The sequence below is a fragment of the uncultured Dysgonomonas sp. genome (assembly GCF_900079725.1).
Taxonomy (GTDB): Bacteria; Bacteroidota; Bacteroidia; order Bacteroidales; family Dysgonomonadaceae; genus Dysgonomonas.
Genome location: NZ_LT599032.1, coordinates 2304385 through 2322389 on the forward strand (window position 1 = coordinate 2304385; position 18005 = coordinate 2322389).

Here is an 18005-nt window from a genome sequence, read left to right on the forward strand (position 1 = left end):
CTGGCGCGTTAGAAAAAATAGAATATTTAATCCCAACGACTAATCCATAAAACTTTATGTTAAAAAAGACAATCATTTCCAACTGCATTTATCTATACTGAAAAACAATTGATGAAATCGTCTAGACTTTTTATTTTCATATCTTTTTGTCATGCTGACGATAGGAAACATCTCGTTTCTCAAGAGATTTTTCACTCCGTTCAAAATGACAAAGAGGGTATTTGTCTCATAATGTTACCAGATTCAAAAAAGTATAGACGACTTCGATAATAAAAAATTTTTAATCTTATGGCAAAGTATAACGAGAGTGTAGCAGAAACGATTGTTTCGCTGATAGAGGATGATTTTTGTTCGGTAGCGGAAATTTGCAGGGTGACGGGTATCAGCCGAAAGACTTTCTACTGCTGGAAAGAGACTGTGCCGGGTTTGGCTAAAGAAATATTCGACGCGGAATGCAGGCGTGAAGACAGGATCAGGCAAATGTTATATTCATCCCTTAAAAAGAGGCTGGACGGGCATATGATGGTAGAAGAGAAAGAAACATTCCTGCCGGACGAACTTGAACCGGAAAAACTGGTTCTACAATCGAAAGTTATCCGCAGGAAATATTGCCTGCCAGACCTGAAAACAATTAAACTGTTACTGGACAGGCAGGATAGAATTGCTCTTTCCAAAAAGAATGAGGAAGATATCCCAGAGGAGATGGATATACATATTATCGACACAACTACTCCAACTGATATCGAAAATGAAATAACTGAACACATCGAGGAAAGCGAGATTGTTCCGGCAGAGGAAAAAGAAAGCCTTGTTGATGACCCCGAAGAAGCTGAAGCAAAGATAATGCTTGACAGGCTGTACAGGCTCAAGGCTGAACGGATACGCACGATAAAAGCGAGTAATAACCATCCTATATTCAGCCCGGCAGGAAAGAGAGGAAAGAAACGGAGAAAATAAGTATTATATGTTACTTGTGTCACCTTTTTTTAACAAAAAAGATTAACGAATGAAATACAAAGGAAGCAATGAAAAAATATTAGTCATTTCTGTTGTAGAAGGTTGTCCCAAAAGTTAATTTACTTTATTAAAGTATTGCTCTCTCTGTCATCCTGAGTGCAACGAAGGATCTCAACTCTCCAGAAACGAGATGTTTGGCTCTGTTCAACATGACAAAAAGATATGGAAAAATATTTTTCAAAAAAATCGCCTTAATTATTGTATTTATAAAAATAATCAATACATTTGCGTGTACTATTATACTATTACACTATTATATTTTAATCTAATTAATATGATATCAATGCGTAATGTTACCTTCGGGTATAAGAAAAAGCTAATATTCAATGATTTTTCAATCTCGATAGAGAAAGGAAAAGTTTGCGGATTGTTAGGAAAAAACGGAGCAGGCAAATCGACCATGTTGTATTTGCTTACAGGCCTCCTAAGCCCTAAAAAGGGTAAAGTGGAATATAAACGCGAGGATGTGGCAAAGCGTAGGCCTTCCACATTGCAGAATATGTTTATAGTACCCGAAGAATTTGAATTACCGAATATACCACTGAAAAAGTATGTAGAGATCAATCGTCCTTTCTATCCTGCCTTTAGTCAGGAGCAACTGGATAAAAATCTGGAGTGCTTCGAAATGGAGGCCGATGTGCATCTGAACGAACTTTCTCTTGGTCAAAAGAAAAAGGTCTTTATGAGCTTTGCTTTGGCCGCAAATACTCCCCTACTGCTGATGGATGAGCCTACAAACGGACTCGATATACCCGGTAAAAGCCAGTTTCGCAAATTTATAGCATCGGGAATGACCGATGAAAAAACGATCCTGATATCGACACATCAGGTACAGGATGTGGACAAGCTATTGGAACAAGTGATTATTCTCGATAATAACAAAGTGCTGATGAATGCTTCAGTATCGAGGATTTGTGAAAAACTCCGCTTTATGGAAAGCTTTAATGAAAAGGACGTGGCAAGAGCTTTATACGCTTCACCGTCCATACAGGGATATAAGTTAATCCTTGAGAACGAAAATAATGAAGAGACTTCCCTGAATCTGGAAACATTGTTCAATGCAACGCTAAGCAATACGGAAAAGATAACAGCAATACTACAATAAAATCTGATAAATTATGAATAATACATTTGATATAAACCGATTTGTCTTGCTGTTAAGGAAAGACATACAGGAAAACTGGAAAAAGTATCTTATCCGCATCCTTACAATTTATGGGGCACTCACACTTGTTACTACATGGAATTCTTTTCTTACATATTCCGAATTGGAACAGGGATTTGATCGTTTAAAATACCTGAATAGGGATTTGATCGTCTTCACGGCCTTCGTCTTTTTCATATTTGGTTGTATCAGCGCTTCCTTGACAATGGAGCCGATCAATAGTAAAACAAAACGACTCACATATTTAATGAATCCCTCATCATCTTTTGAAAAATACGTTTCCCGCTGGCTTATTATGACAATCGGCTACATCGTTGTTTTCTTCATCCTGTTCTGGTTGTCAGACGCTACGCGGGTAATGATATGTTCTATCCGTTTCCCTGACGTAGATGTGCAATTTATCCACTTCGATAAATTTATAGGAAAGGACAACTACGACTATGTTTTTAATAACATGACCAGGTTTACATTTTCAGTCGGCCTTTTCTTCTTTATCCAATCCCTGTTTATTCTGGGGTCGACATTCTGGCCGAAAAACTCGCTGGTAAAAACATTTTCGGCAGGCATCATCACCTTTATCACTTTTCTTCTGGTGTGCTGGTGCACAATCTCTCTTTTTTTCGAAAACGGCATGGATAATTTTGGAAATGCATTACAACAGAAAACATTTGGTGTTGAGGATTCTACTATAGTGGGATATATGGCAGTTGTCTTCATCATCTTCGCTGTGGTAAACTGGATATTAGCATTTTTCAGATTCAGGGAATCTGAGGTAATTAAACGACTCTAGCTTATGAATTTTAAAGAAAATAAAGCAATCTATCTGCAGATAGCCGACCGCATCTGTGATGAGATATTACTCGACAAATATAAGGAAGAAGAAAGGGTTCCGTCTGTACGCGAATATGCAGCTATTGTGGAAGTCAATTTCAATACCGTTATGCGTACCTTCGATTACCTCCAATCGATGGAGATTATCTACAACAAGAGAGGGATCGGGTATTTTGTAGCTCCTAAGGCGAAAAACCTGATACTCAAACTGCGTAAAGATACCTTTATGAAGGAAGAAGCTGAGGACTTTTTTAAACAAATATATACACTGGATATTCCGATAGAGGATATAGTGGAAATGTATAAAGACTATATTAAGAAACAATAATAATAAAAGATATGAGACTTACAACCAAAATAGTATTGGGTATTATAGCCGCGGTATTCTTATCTGCCATAGGTTATATATGCTATCTTTCGTTAAGTTATGACGGAGAGAAGAAAACCGGGCTTATACTAAAGGAAGAAACTGCTGGCATAGATATATCAGGGCAAAAAGTGATCGAGATATATGCAGATACAATACCCATGAAAGATGGCCGGGGGAATAAGGATAGGTATTATGTTATCTTCGATGGGCATATCAATATACAACCCGTGACGAACGAAGGAGAAAAAGGTAAACTGGAGATACCGGAACAATTGAAAGAATATCTGGAGATATCCACATTACATGATAAAACTATACTACGTGTGAAAACCGCAGAATTATTGGCGGATCACTACAAAAACGAAATTCCTTATCCTGCAGCAATAAGGGGGCTAAACATCACTGTATATGCAGATTCCTGTGTAGATATAAGAAGCAGGGTAGATGGATTAAGAGCTAATGTGCAAGGATTGAAAGCCGGATCTATCAATATAGATATACTGCGTGGAGATTTGAATATAGAGAATTGTGAAGCCGATATAATCACTCCTATAATTAGGGATTGGGGGAGCTTTGTAATGAAGAACTCCAAGACAAAGGTATTTAATGCCGATCTCGACTACCTGCAAAACTGGAGAATAGAACAATGTGATATAGATACTGAAAACCTGACAGGAAGTGGAAACCATAATATAATATTACCGGCCAGCGAATGCAGGGTAATGAACTGGAATCCAAAGAATGAAAAGGCCTCTCTAAATGTATCATTAGGGTCTGATACGGCAAGAGTAGTATTTCCATAGTGAAAGTAAAAGGAAGAGGCTACGCAATAGTAATCTCTTCCTTTATTATTTTTATCCTATGCTAAGACCGGGGGAAGTCCGGCTATCCAAAACAAAAGAATAGTGTCAGGGTTTATTGCGCCCTTCCAAAAAATCGGATGGTAATACTCCATACTGCTTCTGGAAACATTTGGCAAAATACGACGGGTTATTAAATCCGACCATATAGCAGACCTCGTTTACGCGGTATTTATTTTCATTCAATAGCTCTGTAGCCCTTTTCAGCCTTACCATCAGCAACAGCTTGTTCGGGGTGATGCCCGACAGGTTTTTAATCTTGGCAAATAAGCCGGAACTGCTGATATGAAGCTCTTCTGCTAAATGCTCAATAGTGAAATCAACATTGGCAATATTCTTTTCTATAATATCGTTTACCTTTGCAAGGAATTCTTCGTCTCCCCTGTTTCCTGCAATGCTTTTCAAAGAGGCAAATGGTGTCTCCGTAAATTTCTTCAGAAGGTTTCGCCTCGATTCGAGAAGGTTTCTTATCTGCACCGAAAGAAATGAGATCGAAAATGGTTTCTCTACATACGCATCCGCCCCTATCTCCAGCGCCTCAATCTTGGATGCAATATTGGTCTTGGCGGTCAGCATTATCAAAGGGATATGGTTCCAGAGTAAACTACTCTTTACCTTATTACAGAATTCTATCCCATCCATATTAGGCATCATTATGTCGCTTATGATCAGGTCCACTTCCTCCTTTTCCAATAATTTTATTCCTTCCATGCCATCATTTGCCAGAAGTACATTATATACTAGAACCAGATTCTTTTTGATAAACTCCTGCATATCAGGATTATCTTCTACAATCAGGATAGTTTGCCTGTCCTCTTCATGTAAAGACTCCTTTAAGTTAATATTTGGCAGAGAGGTATTCAGGTCATTTTTCAATACCTCTTCATGCGACTCTCTTTCGGGTTCAATCGTCTGGCCCATGCTTATCGTATTCATTGGAAGTGTAATAGACACAGAAAGACCTTTACCCGGTTCGCTTTCTATATCTATACTCCCGTTACAAGCATCTACAATCGTTTTTACCAGATAAAGCCCCAGTCCTGTTCCGGCTTTGTGGCTACCCGAAATCTGATAGAATGGTTTGAAAATCTTCTCCCTCTCGTTTTCGGATATACCATCTCCATTATCTTTTACGCATATGATATATTTATTACCTTCTACATCTGAGCGTAGTGTAAGCTCTATGTAGTCTCTCGTATATTTCGATGCGTTGTTGAGCAGATTACTGACCACCTTTGTAAGATTCTCTACATCTATTGCAGTACGAAAGTCCTTATTATCGTATGTATACAGGAATTTAATATGCTTATGCTCTACATAAGATTTGAAGCGGTCGTACATGTTCAATAAGAATTCATATACATTCTGATCCGATAAAGTAATCTGTATCGTCTCTCTTTCTATCTTCCTGAAATCGAGTAGTTGGTTTACCAGATTAAGGAGCCTTTGGCTATTACGGTCTATAATATTCAGATCTCCCTTTATATTTTCGGGCAAAGTATCCGAGGTTTCTATAATTTGTTCCAAAGGCCCTATTATAAGGCTCACAGGGGTGCGTATCTCGTGAGCAATGGAAGTAAAGAAGTTTATTTTAGAATCATAGGCTTCTTTTTCCTGCTCATTCCTGATTTTCTCTATTCTATCCTTATTCCTTTTTTCATCCCGGTTCCTTATATAAGTGAGAAAAGCTATCAATGCAGCCATAGCCAGCAATATATAAAAGCTGACAGACCATTTATTCCACCAGAACGGAGGAGTAATTACCAGTTTAATCTTCAGCCCCGTATCGTTCCATATACCATCATTATTTGATGCTTTGACCTTAAAGTAATATTCGCCCGGAGGTATATTCGTATAAGCTGCCTTACGCACTTTACCTACATAGTTCCAGTGCTTATCGAAACCTTCGAGCATAAAAGCATATTCATTTTTTTCAGGGGCAAAATAGCTTAGTGCTGTATATTCGAAACTAAAGCCATTTTTATTATAGGGCAATGTTATCTGACGGATACTATCTTCGCCATATGATAGGTAATCGTAAAAATTCACAGACTTATTAAACAACTGAAAATCCGTAACCTCTATTAATGGTATAGACCTGTTTATTACAATCTGCTTAGGATAAAAAGCATTGAATCCGGTTGCTGTTCCCAAATATATTCTGCCGGAAGATGTCTTTATCCCGGACTTTCCTGTAAACTGATCACTCAATAATCCATCACCTTTTGTAAAAATACGGTATTGGTTGGTTTTAGGATCGAAACTTACCAGCCCTCGGGTAGTGGCTATCCACAAGAAACCATTATCACTGAATATACTACAAATTGCATTACTCTGAAAGTTAACCGATACTTGTATAAAAGACTGAGTTACGGCATCATACCGGCACAAACCGCTATTTGTTCCTATCCATAACTGACCGGACTCATCGAGACAAAGACAAATAACATCGTTACTTATCAAAGAAGACTTATCCTCCGGATCAAACTGGTATGCATGCCATTGTTTTGTATCCAGATTGTAGGTATGAATCCCATCCCCAATAGTTGCTATCCAAATGGTATTGCCTACCTGAAGTATATCGAGAATTAAAGTATTCAATTTTTTCATACGTATGAAAGTATCTGATTTTTTCTCATAGATACTTACCCCCGTTGTAGTCCCAATCCAGAGATTATCACGGGAATCCTTATATAAAGCATATACATTATTAGCATCCAGAGAGGTCGAATCTGACGGATTGTTATAATAGCACTTAAACTTCTTTGTACGCAGGTCCATCACATTCAGCCCTCCCGAATATGTACCTATCCATAAATTATCATCGTATATACACAGAGCATGTACATTGTGATAAGAAAGACTGTTCCTGTTCTTATCGGGCTTATAAGAAATAAAGTTTTCTGTTTTTGTATTGAAGAAGTTCAGTCCCCCGTCATCCGTCCCTATCCATAGGTTACCGGATATGTCTTCACAAAATGTACTCACAACATTACCACTTATCGAATTTTCGTACCTGTCGTGCGTGTAACTTGTAAAATAGTTTCTGTTAGGAGATGCATAATTGATCCCGCCATAATAAGTACCTATCCAAAGCCCGCCTTCCCTATCCTTATATATAGGGTAAACAAAGCGATTCGATAATACCGGCTCCTTGATATGAGACTCCCTCTTATTACCGATAACAGGCGATATGCTGAAAGAAGTCAATCCGTCATTCGAACCTATCAACAGCTTCCCCGGCTCATATTCCATCAGGGAATGAATATGGAGTATTTTGTCTACATTCTCAGTGTTCAGATAGTTACCTTTAATTCCGGTTTTCTTATCTATTTCGAAAAGACCATTAGTCCATGTTCCCAGCCATAGCATACCGAAGGTATCTTCCAACAGTGTATAGCCTCGGAGTTGGCACAACAGATCGGAGTTGGTATCAGGAAATGCAGGAACAAACTCATCTTTCTTCTTATCTAATTTATATAACTGATATATCGTATTATTAACTAATGCCCATATCGTATTATCGCGGTCTTTATAAACACAGGTCGTAAAAACCGGCTCCTGTTTGTTTTTCACATATTTATCAAAAGAGTACAACTTTAACATATCTGTATGTCTGTTATAAAAAAACACTCCCTGCTTAAATGAACTTATCCATATATTCTCATTCTCATCGGATAGAATATTCTGTATCTTATCGTTGAGCGGAATATTCTCCTTCGTTCTCTTTGTAAAAGGACAAAAGCGGTCGCTTTGGTAATCATAAATAGAGATTCCGGTCTCAGTCCCTACCCACAGTTTTCTGTTTATATCTTCATAAAGACTGTAGATATAATTGTTCACAATAGATGTGCTATCCCTTGGTATATTCCTGTATGAATGAAAATTATATCCATCGAAACGGTTGAGTCCATCTTCTGTTCCTATCCAGATATAACCTCTCGAATCCTGCTCAATAGCGTATACAGTATTCGACGACAGTCCGTTCTCTACAAAGTAATATTTAAAATTCAGCTCAATTCCTGCAAGCGGAGAAGTAAAAAGAAAAAAACATACTATCACCAGGAATGTCTTTAATATCCGTGTTTTCATATAGTATAAAGGTTTTAAGTGTAAATATCGCACTTTTTCCGATAACACAAAATTTCAAAAAGATAGCACAATCCTACAAATGAATATCCAAACAACTGGTTTACTGAAATTTAATCTCAATTATTGCATCATAGTTAAAATATTAATTTGGATAAATTTCGCATTGTTCTGGAGATTCGTTGCATATGCCTTCAACATATTTTAACGTCTTTTGCAATAGAGGAATTGCCCGCTTCAATTCTTTGATTATTACCGGAATCTAAAACTTATTATAGTATGAAAAGCATTATCACATTCTTTTTATTATTTATAGGTATTTGTAATTTCTCCCTTGCCCAACAGGAATTCGGGAAACAAGACCAATCAGTCATTTCTGAATTTGACAAACTTGCCCAGACTCCCCCGATGGGATGGAACAGCTGGAATAAATTCGGTTGCAACGTCAGTGAAAGACTGATTAAAGAGATGGCCGATGCCATTGTTTCATCGGGAATGAAAGATGCCGGCTACGAATATGTGGTGATCGACGATTGCTGGCAAACCGGACGCGATGAGAACGGAAATATCATAGTAGATAAAGATCACTTTCCCAACGGAATGAAACCGGTTGCCGACTATGTCCACAGTTTAGGCCTCAAATTCGGGATATACTCCTGTGCAGGGAGCAAAACATGCCAGGGAAGGCCGGGCAGCCGTGGATACCAGTTTCAGGACGCACGCCAATATGCCGGATGGGGTGTCGACTACCTCAAATACGACTGGTGCTACAATGAAGGCCAGGATGCTAAAGCCGCCTATAAAACGATGAGCGACGCATTAAAGGCGTGTGGCAGACCTATCGTATTCAGCATATGCGAGTGGGGCGAAAACAAACCTTGGGAATGGGGTAAAGGCATAGGCCATCTATGGCGCATTACAGCCGATATACGCGACTGTTACGACTGCAAGTTCAACTGGGGTGGAGTAGGCGTCCTGCAAATACTGGACAAGGCTCTAACAATCACCCAATATTCCGGCCCGGGGCACTGGAACGACCTGGAAATGCTCGAAATCGGTAATGGAGGACAGACAGAGCATGAATATCGTTCACATTTTGCTATCTGGAGTATGATGTCTGCCCCCTTGATGGCAGGTAATGATATCCGCAATATGGACGCACTGACAAAGGAAATACTTCTCAACAAAGAGGCTATCGCAATCAATCAGGATAAGCGGGGAAAATCTGCATTCCGCTTTGTAGAGCTGAATGGAATAGACATACTAGTAAAAGCCCTGTCCGACGGTGATGTAGCATTCTTATTTATCAACCGCAACAATTTTAAGATAGATCTCAACTACAACTGGAACTTTGATACTGTATATGACCAAAGTCTCGAAAATGGCTCATTGTATATGAAACGCATGCCGAGAAGAATCAAAAATATATGGACACAGCAAGATATGGGTACTACTGATACCGCATTAAGCAAAGTATTGGAACCTCATGAAAGCCTGTTTCTAAGACTCAGGAAAATCTAATATAATACCAATGTATAACTTTAAAATTATGAAAACATGAAGATGAAGCATTATTTCCTTGCCATCTTGGCTCTTTTAATGAGCGCTTGCGGTGACCTCATGAACCCAATCCCCACAATTGACATAAATCCGGCATTTTCAAATTCCGGGTTTACAAATGCAACAATCATATCCCAGAACGAATCGGATACTTACAAAATGACTTATGCCAGAGTAAACGGGATATCCAGAGAACTTACAATGAATCTGACAGTTGACGAAAGTGCACTGAGCAAATACAATCAGGAAAATAATACGGATTATAAACTACTTCCTTCCGATTGTTACACAATGCCAGCAAATGCAAAGTTTGAAGTAAAATCGAAAAATGCAAACTTCGACGTCACCATTTATTCTAAAAAGCTATATGAAGCGGCCGGCTCCATTGATGCTGCGTCGAAATATGTTTTACCCATAAAAGGTATTACAGACGAAAAAGACGGAGTGGATGCAAATGAGAATAAAAACACAGTTCTGCTTCATATTAACATGCTTGCTTCAACTGTCACACCCAACATTCCTGAATCACCTGTAAATCTATATTTTGCAAAAGGAAGCGAAGCACAAGAGGAAATAACAATAGAGGCTGCGCTAAACTTTACAGGCATTGATGCAAACCTAATCTCGGTTAAGGTCGATGACAAAGCGCCATTACTCGAAAGCGGAGAATACAGCCTTCTGCCTGCGGCCAATTACAGCTTCGGGAAAGCTATAGTTGCTTCGGATGGTGGTATATCTATCAAAGGTAAAATAAATGCAATAGGCTTATCCGACGAGAATAAGTATATTTTACCATGTTATTTTTATTCTTCCGATCCTAAATATGCAATCAAACAAGACAGTCCTATATACTATTCTGTCAATGTTGCAGACCTTGAAGTTTCCATTACGGACGCAAGTGCTACAAAGGCTAAAGAAGCATATTCCAGCATCGCCAGCATTTCAGGCTCTGTAAATGTTACAATAAATACGATGATCGGCAGCGATCTCTCTATTAATTTCTCATACGACCCCTCTCTTATTTCGGCATTCAACACTAAAAACAATCAAAACTATCTGACCCTGCCGGAAGGCTCTGTTGAAATAACAAATGGCAAAATAGAAGCCGGAAACAAAGCAATAAATATTCCGTACAAACTAGATATTTCAAAATTGACACTGGCCGACGGCAAACATTATCTGGTGCCTTTGGTAATTCAGGAAGAAGACCTGGAAATGGGTGCTGTAACAGGATCAAAGGTTATCTATCTGGATGTAACAAAGACACTGGTAGGAGAATATAACCGGGAAGTCATAGTAAATCAAAGAACCCGTAACGTAGGAAATACCATTTGGGAAGCATCGAAATGCCAACGGGCAGGGGATGCTGCATGGGACGCTGTAATAGCAACAGCACAATACGGATTTGGCGGTGATGGCGACTGGTATGCCGTATTATTCTCTGTTACCGGCGAAGATATGACAGGAATGGCAAATTGTAAAAAGATAAAAATATTCACATTCTTAGAATTAATCGAAGGAGACGGAAGTAATAAGGTAACAGAGAATAAATCGTATTTCAATACCGTAACAGGAGAAGTATATATCGACTGCTATGTCTACGAAAGCTGGTTTGCCAAATCTTATAAAGAAACTTACTCCTTCAAGAGGAAATAATAGCTATGATTTATATATGGAAAAGAAAAACCTATAAAATATAAAAATGAAAAACATGAATAAACATCTAAAACTTCATCGAATATCACGTAAAGTTTTGTCTTACGCTTTATTCCTTTGTTTACTTCCGGTAGCAGCTTATCCGGTAAATACCAAGAACAATGTTTCTTCTCCGGACGAGATCTTGCAAAAGGGAACTGCAATAACCGGAACGGTACATGATTCAGGCGGTACGCCTCTTATTGGGGTTAGTGTAACAGAAAAAGGAACTACAAACGGGACATTGACAGACTTAGACGGTAAATTTTCCTTGACTCTGTCCCGTGACAATGCTGTACTCGTTATTTCATATGTGGGGTTCACTCCTGAAGAAATCGTGGTAGGCAATAACAAGCAGTTTTCAGTAATATTAAAAGAAAATATGACCGGGCTGGACGAAGTTATTGTTGTCGGTTACGGATCTCAGAAGAAAGCGACCCTTACCGGCTCTGTTTCACAAGTTGGAGGCGACGATTTAGTAAAAGTCGCAGCAGCGAACCTTACTAACACACTTGCCGGTAAAACAGCAGGCGTTATCGCCAATGTACGTTCCGGTGAGCCGGGAGAAGACAATGCCAGTATCCTGATTAGGGGAAAAGGGACTACCGGAAATACATCCCCTCTCATTATCGTCGACGGAATCGCCGACCGTGGATTTGCACGCCTCAATCCGGAAGATATAGAATCCATATCTGTATTGAAAGATGCTTCGGCTGCTATCTACGGAGCCCGTGCGGCAAATGGTGTTATCCTGGTAACTACCAAGCGCGGAAAAGAAGGGAAAATAAAAGTAAATTATAGCGGTAGCGTTTCTTTCTCTCAACCAACACGTATTCCTGAGATGCTCAATTCATATCAGTATGCTACGTATGTTAACGAATATGACCGCCGTCATGGGCTAACCGAAACTTATTCATCCGATGCCCTCCAGAAATTACAGGACGGTTCCGACCCTATGAATTATGCAAATACCGATTGGTGGGGATCCGTAGCTAAAGACTGGACTAACAGGACACAACACAGTATCGCCATCAGCGGAGGTTCGGATAAGGTATCTTTCTATACTTCGGCTCAATATATGTGGCAGGATGCCATATATAAAAACAGCGCACAGGATTACGGGCAATACCAGTTCACGACAAATCTGGATGCAAAAATATCAAGTAAGATACGTTTTAGTATGGATATACGCGGACGTAAAGAATCACGTCAACGCGGGGTATATGATACAGACTATCTGTTCGGTTACTTCCTTACTACCAATCCGATGGCTGCCCCATATTATCCTAACGGATTACCCCGTGTAGGATATGACGGAGTGACACGCAACGCGGCTGTAATGGTGACAGATGCTCCCGGAACAAATAAATACACATACAACATACTAAACATTAAACCTACACTGCATATCGATCTGGACATTATCACAAAAGGGCTTTATGCAGAGGGTTATGCCGCGCTGGACTATTCTTTCAATAACGGTAAAACAATAAATCACCCCTACGACCTGTTCGAATACGATCCGGCTACCGATAAATACAATAATATGAGATCGGCTACAGGAGCAATCTCCCTGAATTCGTGGGCCGACAACTCTGACAGAACAACTATAAACGCCCGTATAGGATACAAAAATACTTTCGGAGACCACAAGATAGATGCTTTTGCTGCTTACGAACAGTTTAAATATAACTACAACAATGTTTCTGCCTACAGAACCAACTATCTGTCGACAGCAATAATGGAGATATTCGCCGGAAGCGATAATCCCGAGGACATGAGTAATGGCGGATATGCAGGTGTAGACGCACGTCAAAACTTTTTCGGCCGTGTAAACTATGGTTATAAAGACAAGTATCTGGCAGAAGTGACGATGAGATATGATGGCTCTATGAATTTCGCACCGGGCAAACGGTGGGGCTTCTTCCCTGCATTTTCGGCAGGCTGGATAATCTCGGAAGAAAGTTTCTTCGAACCTATCAAATCTACTGTAAACTTCCTTAAGCTAAAGGGTTCATGGGGTATGATGGGAAATGACAATGTAGGCGCATTCCAATTCCTTTCGCGCTACAAATTCATTGCATCCGACGATGCAGTAGAGCACAAAGCGGGCGGCGTTATGTTTGGTGATAATGTATATAAGGGATTATTCGAAGCACTGACTAAAAATCCTGATATAACATGGGAAACAGCCAAAACTACGAATGTCGGTTTTTCTGCCCAGTTCCTGAATGGCAAATTCAATTTGGACTTCGATTATTTCTCATCTCGCAGAAGTGATATTTTACGTACACGTAATGCATCCATCCCTTCATACGCAGGACTAGTACTTCCTGCCGAAAATATCGGGAAGGTTAACAATCATGGTATTGAACTCGTTGCCGGATATAAAGGTTCTTCGGGAGACTTTACATGGGATGTAACAGGCAACTTTACTTATGCCGAAAACAAAGTGAAATATGTTGACGAAGCAGCTTCCACCCCGGCCTGGCAAAAGTGGACAGGTCACCCGATAGACGGTCTTGTTCTCTATGATGCCATAGGTATATACCAGACACAGGAAGAAATAGATAATACGCCCCATATTAAAGATGCAAAACCCGGTGACCTTATATATCGCGACACGAACGATGATGGTGAAATCACCTGGGATGATGCTATTCGCCTGAATGAATCCGCTACACCGAAGATCATATATGGATTTACGCTGAATGGCAGCTGGAAGGGACTGGATCTGAATATCTTCTTCCAGGGACAAGCCAAAGCCAAGATACTGGTACAGCCTACAATGAATATGATGACAGACTTCTACGAAGGAAGATGGATAGAATCGAATACTGCCGAACAAAACGCTCAGGCCAAATGGCCACGGGCATTTATCAAGCAGACCTATGGTGATGATTTCAATGGAAAGTCTTCTACCTGGTGGTTACGCGATGCTGCCTTCCTACGTCTGAAATCAGTTGAATTGGGCTATTCTATCCCTAAAAATATAATACGGAAAATCGGCCTTGAAAATGTAAGGATATATGTAAACGGAAACAACTTATTCACAATCGATAAGATCAAAATATTCGACCCGGAAATTTCCGTAAATGCAACTAATTATCAGGCTAACGGTATCACAGCTTACCCTCTGCAACGTACGATTACTACAGGCTTGAATGTTACTTTCTAATTCTAAAAAACTAAATCATTATCACTATGAAAATGAAGAAATATATAATATACGGACTAGCTGCAGTTATCACCTGCTTCGGTACTACATCATGTGATATTCTGGATGTAGATCCTGTAGATTCGTTTACGGATGCAGCTGTATGGAACGACCTGGCGCTGGCCGAGTCCTATCTGAACTCTTCTTATACAAGGATGAAAGCCGAAGCGGAGAAAGGTTCCCGCTTTGCCAGCTTAACCGACGAGATTTATCAAATGCATACTTACGGAACAGAAAACGTACGTCAGGGTTATTTGTCCAACGATAATTCCAGCTTCGGATGGGAGCAGGATATGTGGAATCCTTGGCATTATTACTACAGATCTATCAAAGAAGTAAACCTGTTTTTACAGAATATAGATGCAGTTCCTGCTCCTAATAACGGAGATGACAAGTGGAAAGACCAACTGAAAGGACAAGGCTATTTCCTCAGGGCATACTTCTACCATCAGCTGTATAGCATGTTTGGACGCATTCCTATCATCAAGCAAGTACATAGTCTCGATACAGAAGAATACACTGAAACAAGAGCCTCGGTAGAAGATGTTGCCGACTTCATTGCTGCCGATTGCGACGAAGCAGCCGCACTTCTCCCCGAAAAATACGCCGACGCCAACGATTATGGCAGGGCTACGAAAGGAGCTGCTCTTGCTCTGAAAGGACGCACACTTATGTTCGCAGCCAGCCCGCTGTACGACCCCAACTATCCTACAAGAGAAAAATGGGAAAGGGCAGCTAAAGCAAACAAAGACGTGATAGACCTGAATATATATTCTTTGAGTACTGTTTCTAACGCTGATGAATATGCCGCACTATTCTTTGATGCAAAGAATCCGGAAGTAATCCTTGTCAAACAGTTCGATTCGAAATGGGTAGCCGGAAACAACAGCACATTCCTGCATCAGGCTCCATGTGGAACCGGAAATGGATTTGGCGGTTGGGGAACATTGCAGCCAACTCACAACCTGGTATCCAAATTCCAGAAGAAGGATGGCAGTGCATACACACCGGGAGCCTCGAACGTAAATCCATGGACAAACAGGGATATACGCCTCTCTGCTACTATATTCGTGGACGGTGACAAATGGGGTTTCGGCGATGAAAACCGTACAGTAGAGTTTTTCGTAGCAGGAGAATCGGATGTCACAGCAGGCAAAGACAGCCGCGAAGGTCCAAGCTGGTGGAATGGCACACAAACAGGCTACCAACTTAAGAAATTCCTTGATCCCAGCTTCGATGCATACGGTACAACAGCAAATACAACTCCTTGGATATACATGCGTTTGGCTGAAGTATACCTGAATTATGCCGAATGTGAAATAGAATTGGGTAATAATGCAGAAGCACTGAAATACATCAATTATGTAAGAGAACGTGCCCTACAACCGGCAGCAAAAGGAACTAATATACGTGCAGAGTATGAATATGAGCGTCAGATAGAACTCGTATTCGAAGGGCAACGCTGGTTTGATATACGCAGATGGAAAAAAGCCGAAGATGTTTACAAAGAACCTATTCAGGGAATAAGTATAAAGATGTATAAAGATGGTTCCAAAACTTATGAAGTGAAAGCTGAACCAATAGAAACCCGTAAATTCTATGCACCGAAAAATTACTGGATGCCTATCCCACGCGATGAGTTGAGAAAAGCTCCGCAGCTGGATGCCCAGCCTTATGAATAAAATAACTTGCAGATCCGGGTATCCTAAAATATACCCGAATCTGCATTAAACAACAACTCTTTATTTATTGAAACAAATAAAAAGAAAATATGAAAATCAAGGAACTATTGATCATTCTTCTTCTAACCCCACTAATGCCCCTGTCGGCTTGCGGAGACTCTAATACTCCCGAGATAGAGGCCCCCGATCCGGGAGGCAAAGAAGATCCGGATCCAGATGACTCAAAGGAGATTTATTACCCTTCTTCAGTATGGAATGTGGCTGAAAACAACAATTATCAGAGTGAAAGCAGCCAATTCAGTATTCACAGGATGAGTAAAACGCCTAATCTGGTTGCTTTTTGGGAAAAGGGCTTCGGAAATGACCCATCTTCTACTAGTGATACGAAATTCCGCTTTCCGCTCAAAGATATGATGGAAGAAAGCGACAAAATGTTTATATTCTTTCGCGATAAATTAAAATTTGTAGAGAAAGGGAAATCTCTCACCGACAAATACAAAATGACATTATATATCTACTATAATGAAGATGGAACAGTATATGGAGGAGGTGCCGACAATAAAATCGGAGTTATGTGGTTATCACCGGGCAGAGTAAAAACCAAACCTTACGGCGCCATGGCGCACGAAATGGGGCATGCATTCCAGTATATGGTATCAGTTGATGGAGGATGGGGATATTCGAGCAGTCCTGCTGGAAGCAGAGGCCAGGCTATCTTTGAAATGACTTCACAGTATATGTTATGGCAATATTACCCAGACTGGATAACATTTGAGAACTACCATCTTGAAACATTCATGACCAATACACACAAAGCATTCCTGCACGAAGACAACCGATATTGTTCGCCGTTTGTTCTCGAATATTGGGCAGATAAGCACGGAGTCGACTTCATAGGGAAGCTATGGCGCGAATCGAAGCAGGGAGAAGACCCTGTAATGACCTATAAGCGCTTAACAGAAATCGATCAAGAGAAATTTAATGACGAGATACTCGATGCCGGACGCAAATTTATAACCTGGGATATGGAACGGGTAAAGGAAGCCTCTGCTGCTTATATAAATAAACATACATCAGCTTTCACCTCTGTAGGGAACGGCTGGTATCAGATCGCCGAAAAAAGATGTCCGCAAAACTATGGATACAACGGTGTTCAGCTCGAAGTACCAACCGCAGGCACAGAAGTTGTTTTGGACTTTAAGGGTGTCGCCGGAGCTTCCGGGTTCAGAGATGTAAATAAAGATAAGGCGGGTTGGAGATATGGATTTGTTGCATTGAAAGAAAATGGAGAACGCGTTTATGGAGATGTATACTCCAAAGCAACAGGACAAGCTAAATTTATAGTTCCGGAAAAAACAACTCACTTATGGTTAGTTGTAACGGGAGCCCCTACTCAACACTGGGAGCATATATGGGATGAGAATACAGGAAATGATGAGCAATGGCCATATCAAATAAAACTGACAGGAACCACTCTTCATAGTTCTGTACAGAAATAATAATTAATTGATTAGTAAAA

Annotated in this window: 11 protein-coding genes and 1 pseudogene; 10 read left to right on the forward strand and 2 right to left on the reverse strand. The window is 40.1% G+C overall.

The window, feature by feature from the left end:
* Positions 1-288: 288 nt before the first annotated feature.
* The 5 genes from QZL88_RS09545 (at position 289) to QZL88_RS09565 (ending at position 4186) form a co-directional block, all read left to right on the forward strand.
* Positions 289-957 carry a helix-turn-helix domain-containing protein gene (locus QZL88_RS09545; protein WP_296940513.1) on the forward strand — a complete coding sequence of 223 codons (669 nt, stop codon included), beginning with the start codon at positions 289-291 and terminating at the stop codon, positions 955-957.
* 334 nt (positions 958-1291) lie between these two features.
* Positions 1292-2122, forward strand: coding sequence for an ABC transporter ATP-binding protein (locus QZL88_RS09550; RefSeq protein ID WP_296940515.1), 831 nt, complete (start codon positions 1292-1294; stop codon positions 2120-2122).
* Positions 2123-2135: 13 nt separating this feature from the next.
* On the forward strand, positions 2136-2972 hold the full coding sequence (locus tag QZL88_RS09555; protein WP_296940517.1) for a hypothetical protein: 837 nt from the start codon (positions 2136-2138) through the stop codon (positions 2970-2972).
* Positions 2973-2975: 3 nt separating this feature from the next.
* Positions 2976-3341, forward strand: a complete 366-nt coding sequence (locus tag QZL88_RS09560) for a GntR family transcriptional regulator (protein ID WP_296940518.1) — start codon at positions 2976-2978, stop codon at positions 3339-3341.
* Positions 3342-3352: 11 nt separating this feature from the next.
* Positions 3353-4186, forward strand: a complete 834-nt coding sequence (locus QZL88_RS09565) for a hypothetical protein (RefSeq protein WP_296940521.1) — start codon at positions 3353-3355, stop codon at positions 4184-4186.
* A gap of 56 nt (positions 4187-4242) precedes the next feature.
* On the opposite strand, the gene QZL88_RS21200 is transcribed toward QZL88_RS09565, so the two are convergent.
* Together QZL88_RS21200 and QZL88_RS09570 are read right to left on the reverse strand one after the other, a co-directional pair.
* The gene (locus QZL88_RS21200; protein ID WP_363927412.1) at positions 4243-4362 is read right to left on the reverse strand and encodes a hypothetical protein; all 120 of its coding nucleotides are present in this window, start codon (positions 4360-4362) and stop codon (positions 4243-4245) included.
* Positions 4322-8335: pseudogene (locus QZL88_RS09570) on the reverse strand (two-component regulator propeller domain-containing protein); the annotation flags it as partial. The pseudogene QZL88_RS09570 and the gene QZL88_RS21200, both read right to left, overlap by 41 nt.
* A 276-nt stretch (positions 8336-8611) precedes the next feature.
* Between QZL88_RS09570 and QZL88_RS09575 the strand changes: the two are divergent.
* The 5 genes from QZL88_RS09575 to QZL88_RS09595 all read left to right on the forward strand — a co-directional run bounded on the left by QZL88_RS09575 (position 8612) and on the right by QZL88_RS09595 (position 17985).
* The gene (locus QZL88_RS09575) at positions 8612-9853 is read left to right on the forward strand and encodes a glycoside hydrolase family 27 protein (RefSeq protein ID WP_296940526.1); all 1242 of its coding nucleotides are present in this window, start codon (positions 8612-8614) and stop codon (positions 9851-9853) included.
* A gap of 36 nt (positions 9854-9889) precedes the next feature.
* Positions 9890-11548 (forward strand): DUF1735 domain-containing protein, encoded by a 1659-nt coding sequence (locus tag QZL88_RS09580; RefSeq protein ID WP_296940528.1) that lies wholly within the window; start codon positions 9890-9892, stop codon positions 11546-11548.
* Positions 11549-11603: 55 nt separating this feature from the next.
* The gene (locus QZL88_RS09585) at positions 11604-14765 is read left to right on the forward strand and encodes a TonB-dependent receptor (RefSeq protein WP_296940531.1); all 3162 of its coding nucleotides are present in this window, start codon (positions 11604-11606) and stop codon (positions 14763-14765) included.
* A gap of 26 nt (positions 14766-14791) precedes the next feature.
* A complete protein-coding gene (locus QZL88_RS09590; RefSeq protein WP_296940533.1) occupies positions 14792-16486 on the forward strand; it encodes a RagB/SusD family nutrient uptake outer membrane protein in 1695 nt (564 codons plus the stop codon).
* An 89-nt stretch (positions 16487-16575) separates the two neighbouring features.
* On the forward strand, positions 16576-17985 hold the full coding sequence (locus QZL88_RS09595; RefSeq protein ID WP_296940534.1) for a DUF6055 domain-containing protein: 1410 nt from the start codon (positions 16576-16578) through the stop codon (positions 17983-17985).
* The last annotated feature ends 20 nt before the right edge of the window (positions 17986-18005 follow it).

Coding starts and splice junctions, on each gene's coding strand:
- QZL88_RS09545 (WP_296940513.1), top strand. CDS start 289: ATGGCAAAGTATAACGAGAGTGTAGCAGAAACGATTGTTTCGCTGATA.
- QZL88_RS09550 (WP_296940515.1), top strand. CDS start 1,292: ATGATATCAATGCGTAATGTTACCTTCGGGTATAAGAAAAAGCTAATA.
- QZL88_RS09555 (WP_296940517.1), top strand. CDS start 2,136: ATGAATAATACATTTGATATAAACCGATTTGTCTTGCTGTTAAGGAAA.
- QZL88_RS09560 (WP_296940518.1), top strand. CDS start 2,976: ATGAATTTTAAAGAAAATAAAGCAATCTATCTGCAGATAGCCGACCGC.
- QZL88_RS09565 (WP_296940521.1), top strand. CDS start 3,353: ATGAGACTTACAACCAAAATAGTATTGGGTATTATAGCCGCGGTATTC.
- QZL88_RS09575 (WP_296940526.1), top strand. CDS start 8,612: ATGAAAAGCATTATCACATTCTTTTTATTATTTATAGGTATTTGTAAT.
- QZL88_RS09580 (WP_296940528.1), top strand. CDS start 9,890: ATGAAGATGAAGCATTATTTCCTTGCCATCTTGGCTCTTTTAATGAGC.
- QZL88_RS09585 (WP_296940531.1), top strand. CDS start 11,604: ATGAATAAACATCTAAAACTTCATCGAATATCACGTAAAGTTTTGTCT.
- QZL88_RS09590 (WP_296940533.1), top strand. CDS start 14,792: ATGAAAATGAAGAAATATATAATATACGGACTAGCTGCAGTTATCACC.
- QZL88_RS09595 (WP_296940534.1), top strand. CDS start 16,576: ATGAAAATCAAGGAACTATTGATCATTCTTCTTCTAACCCCACTAATG.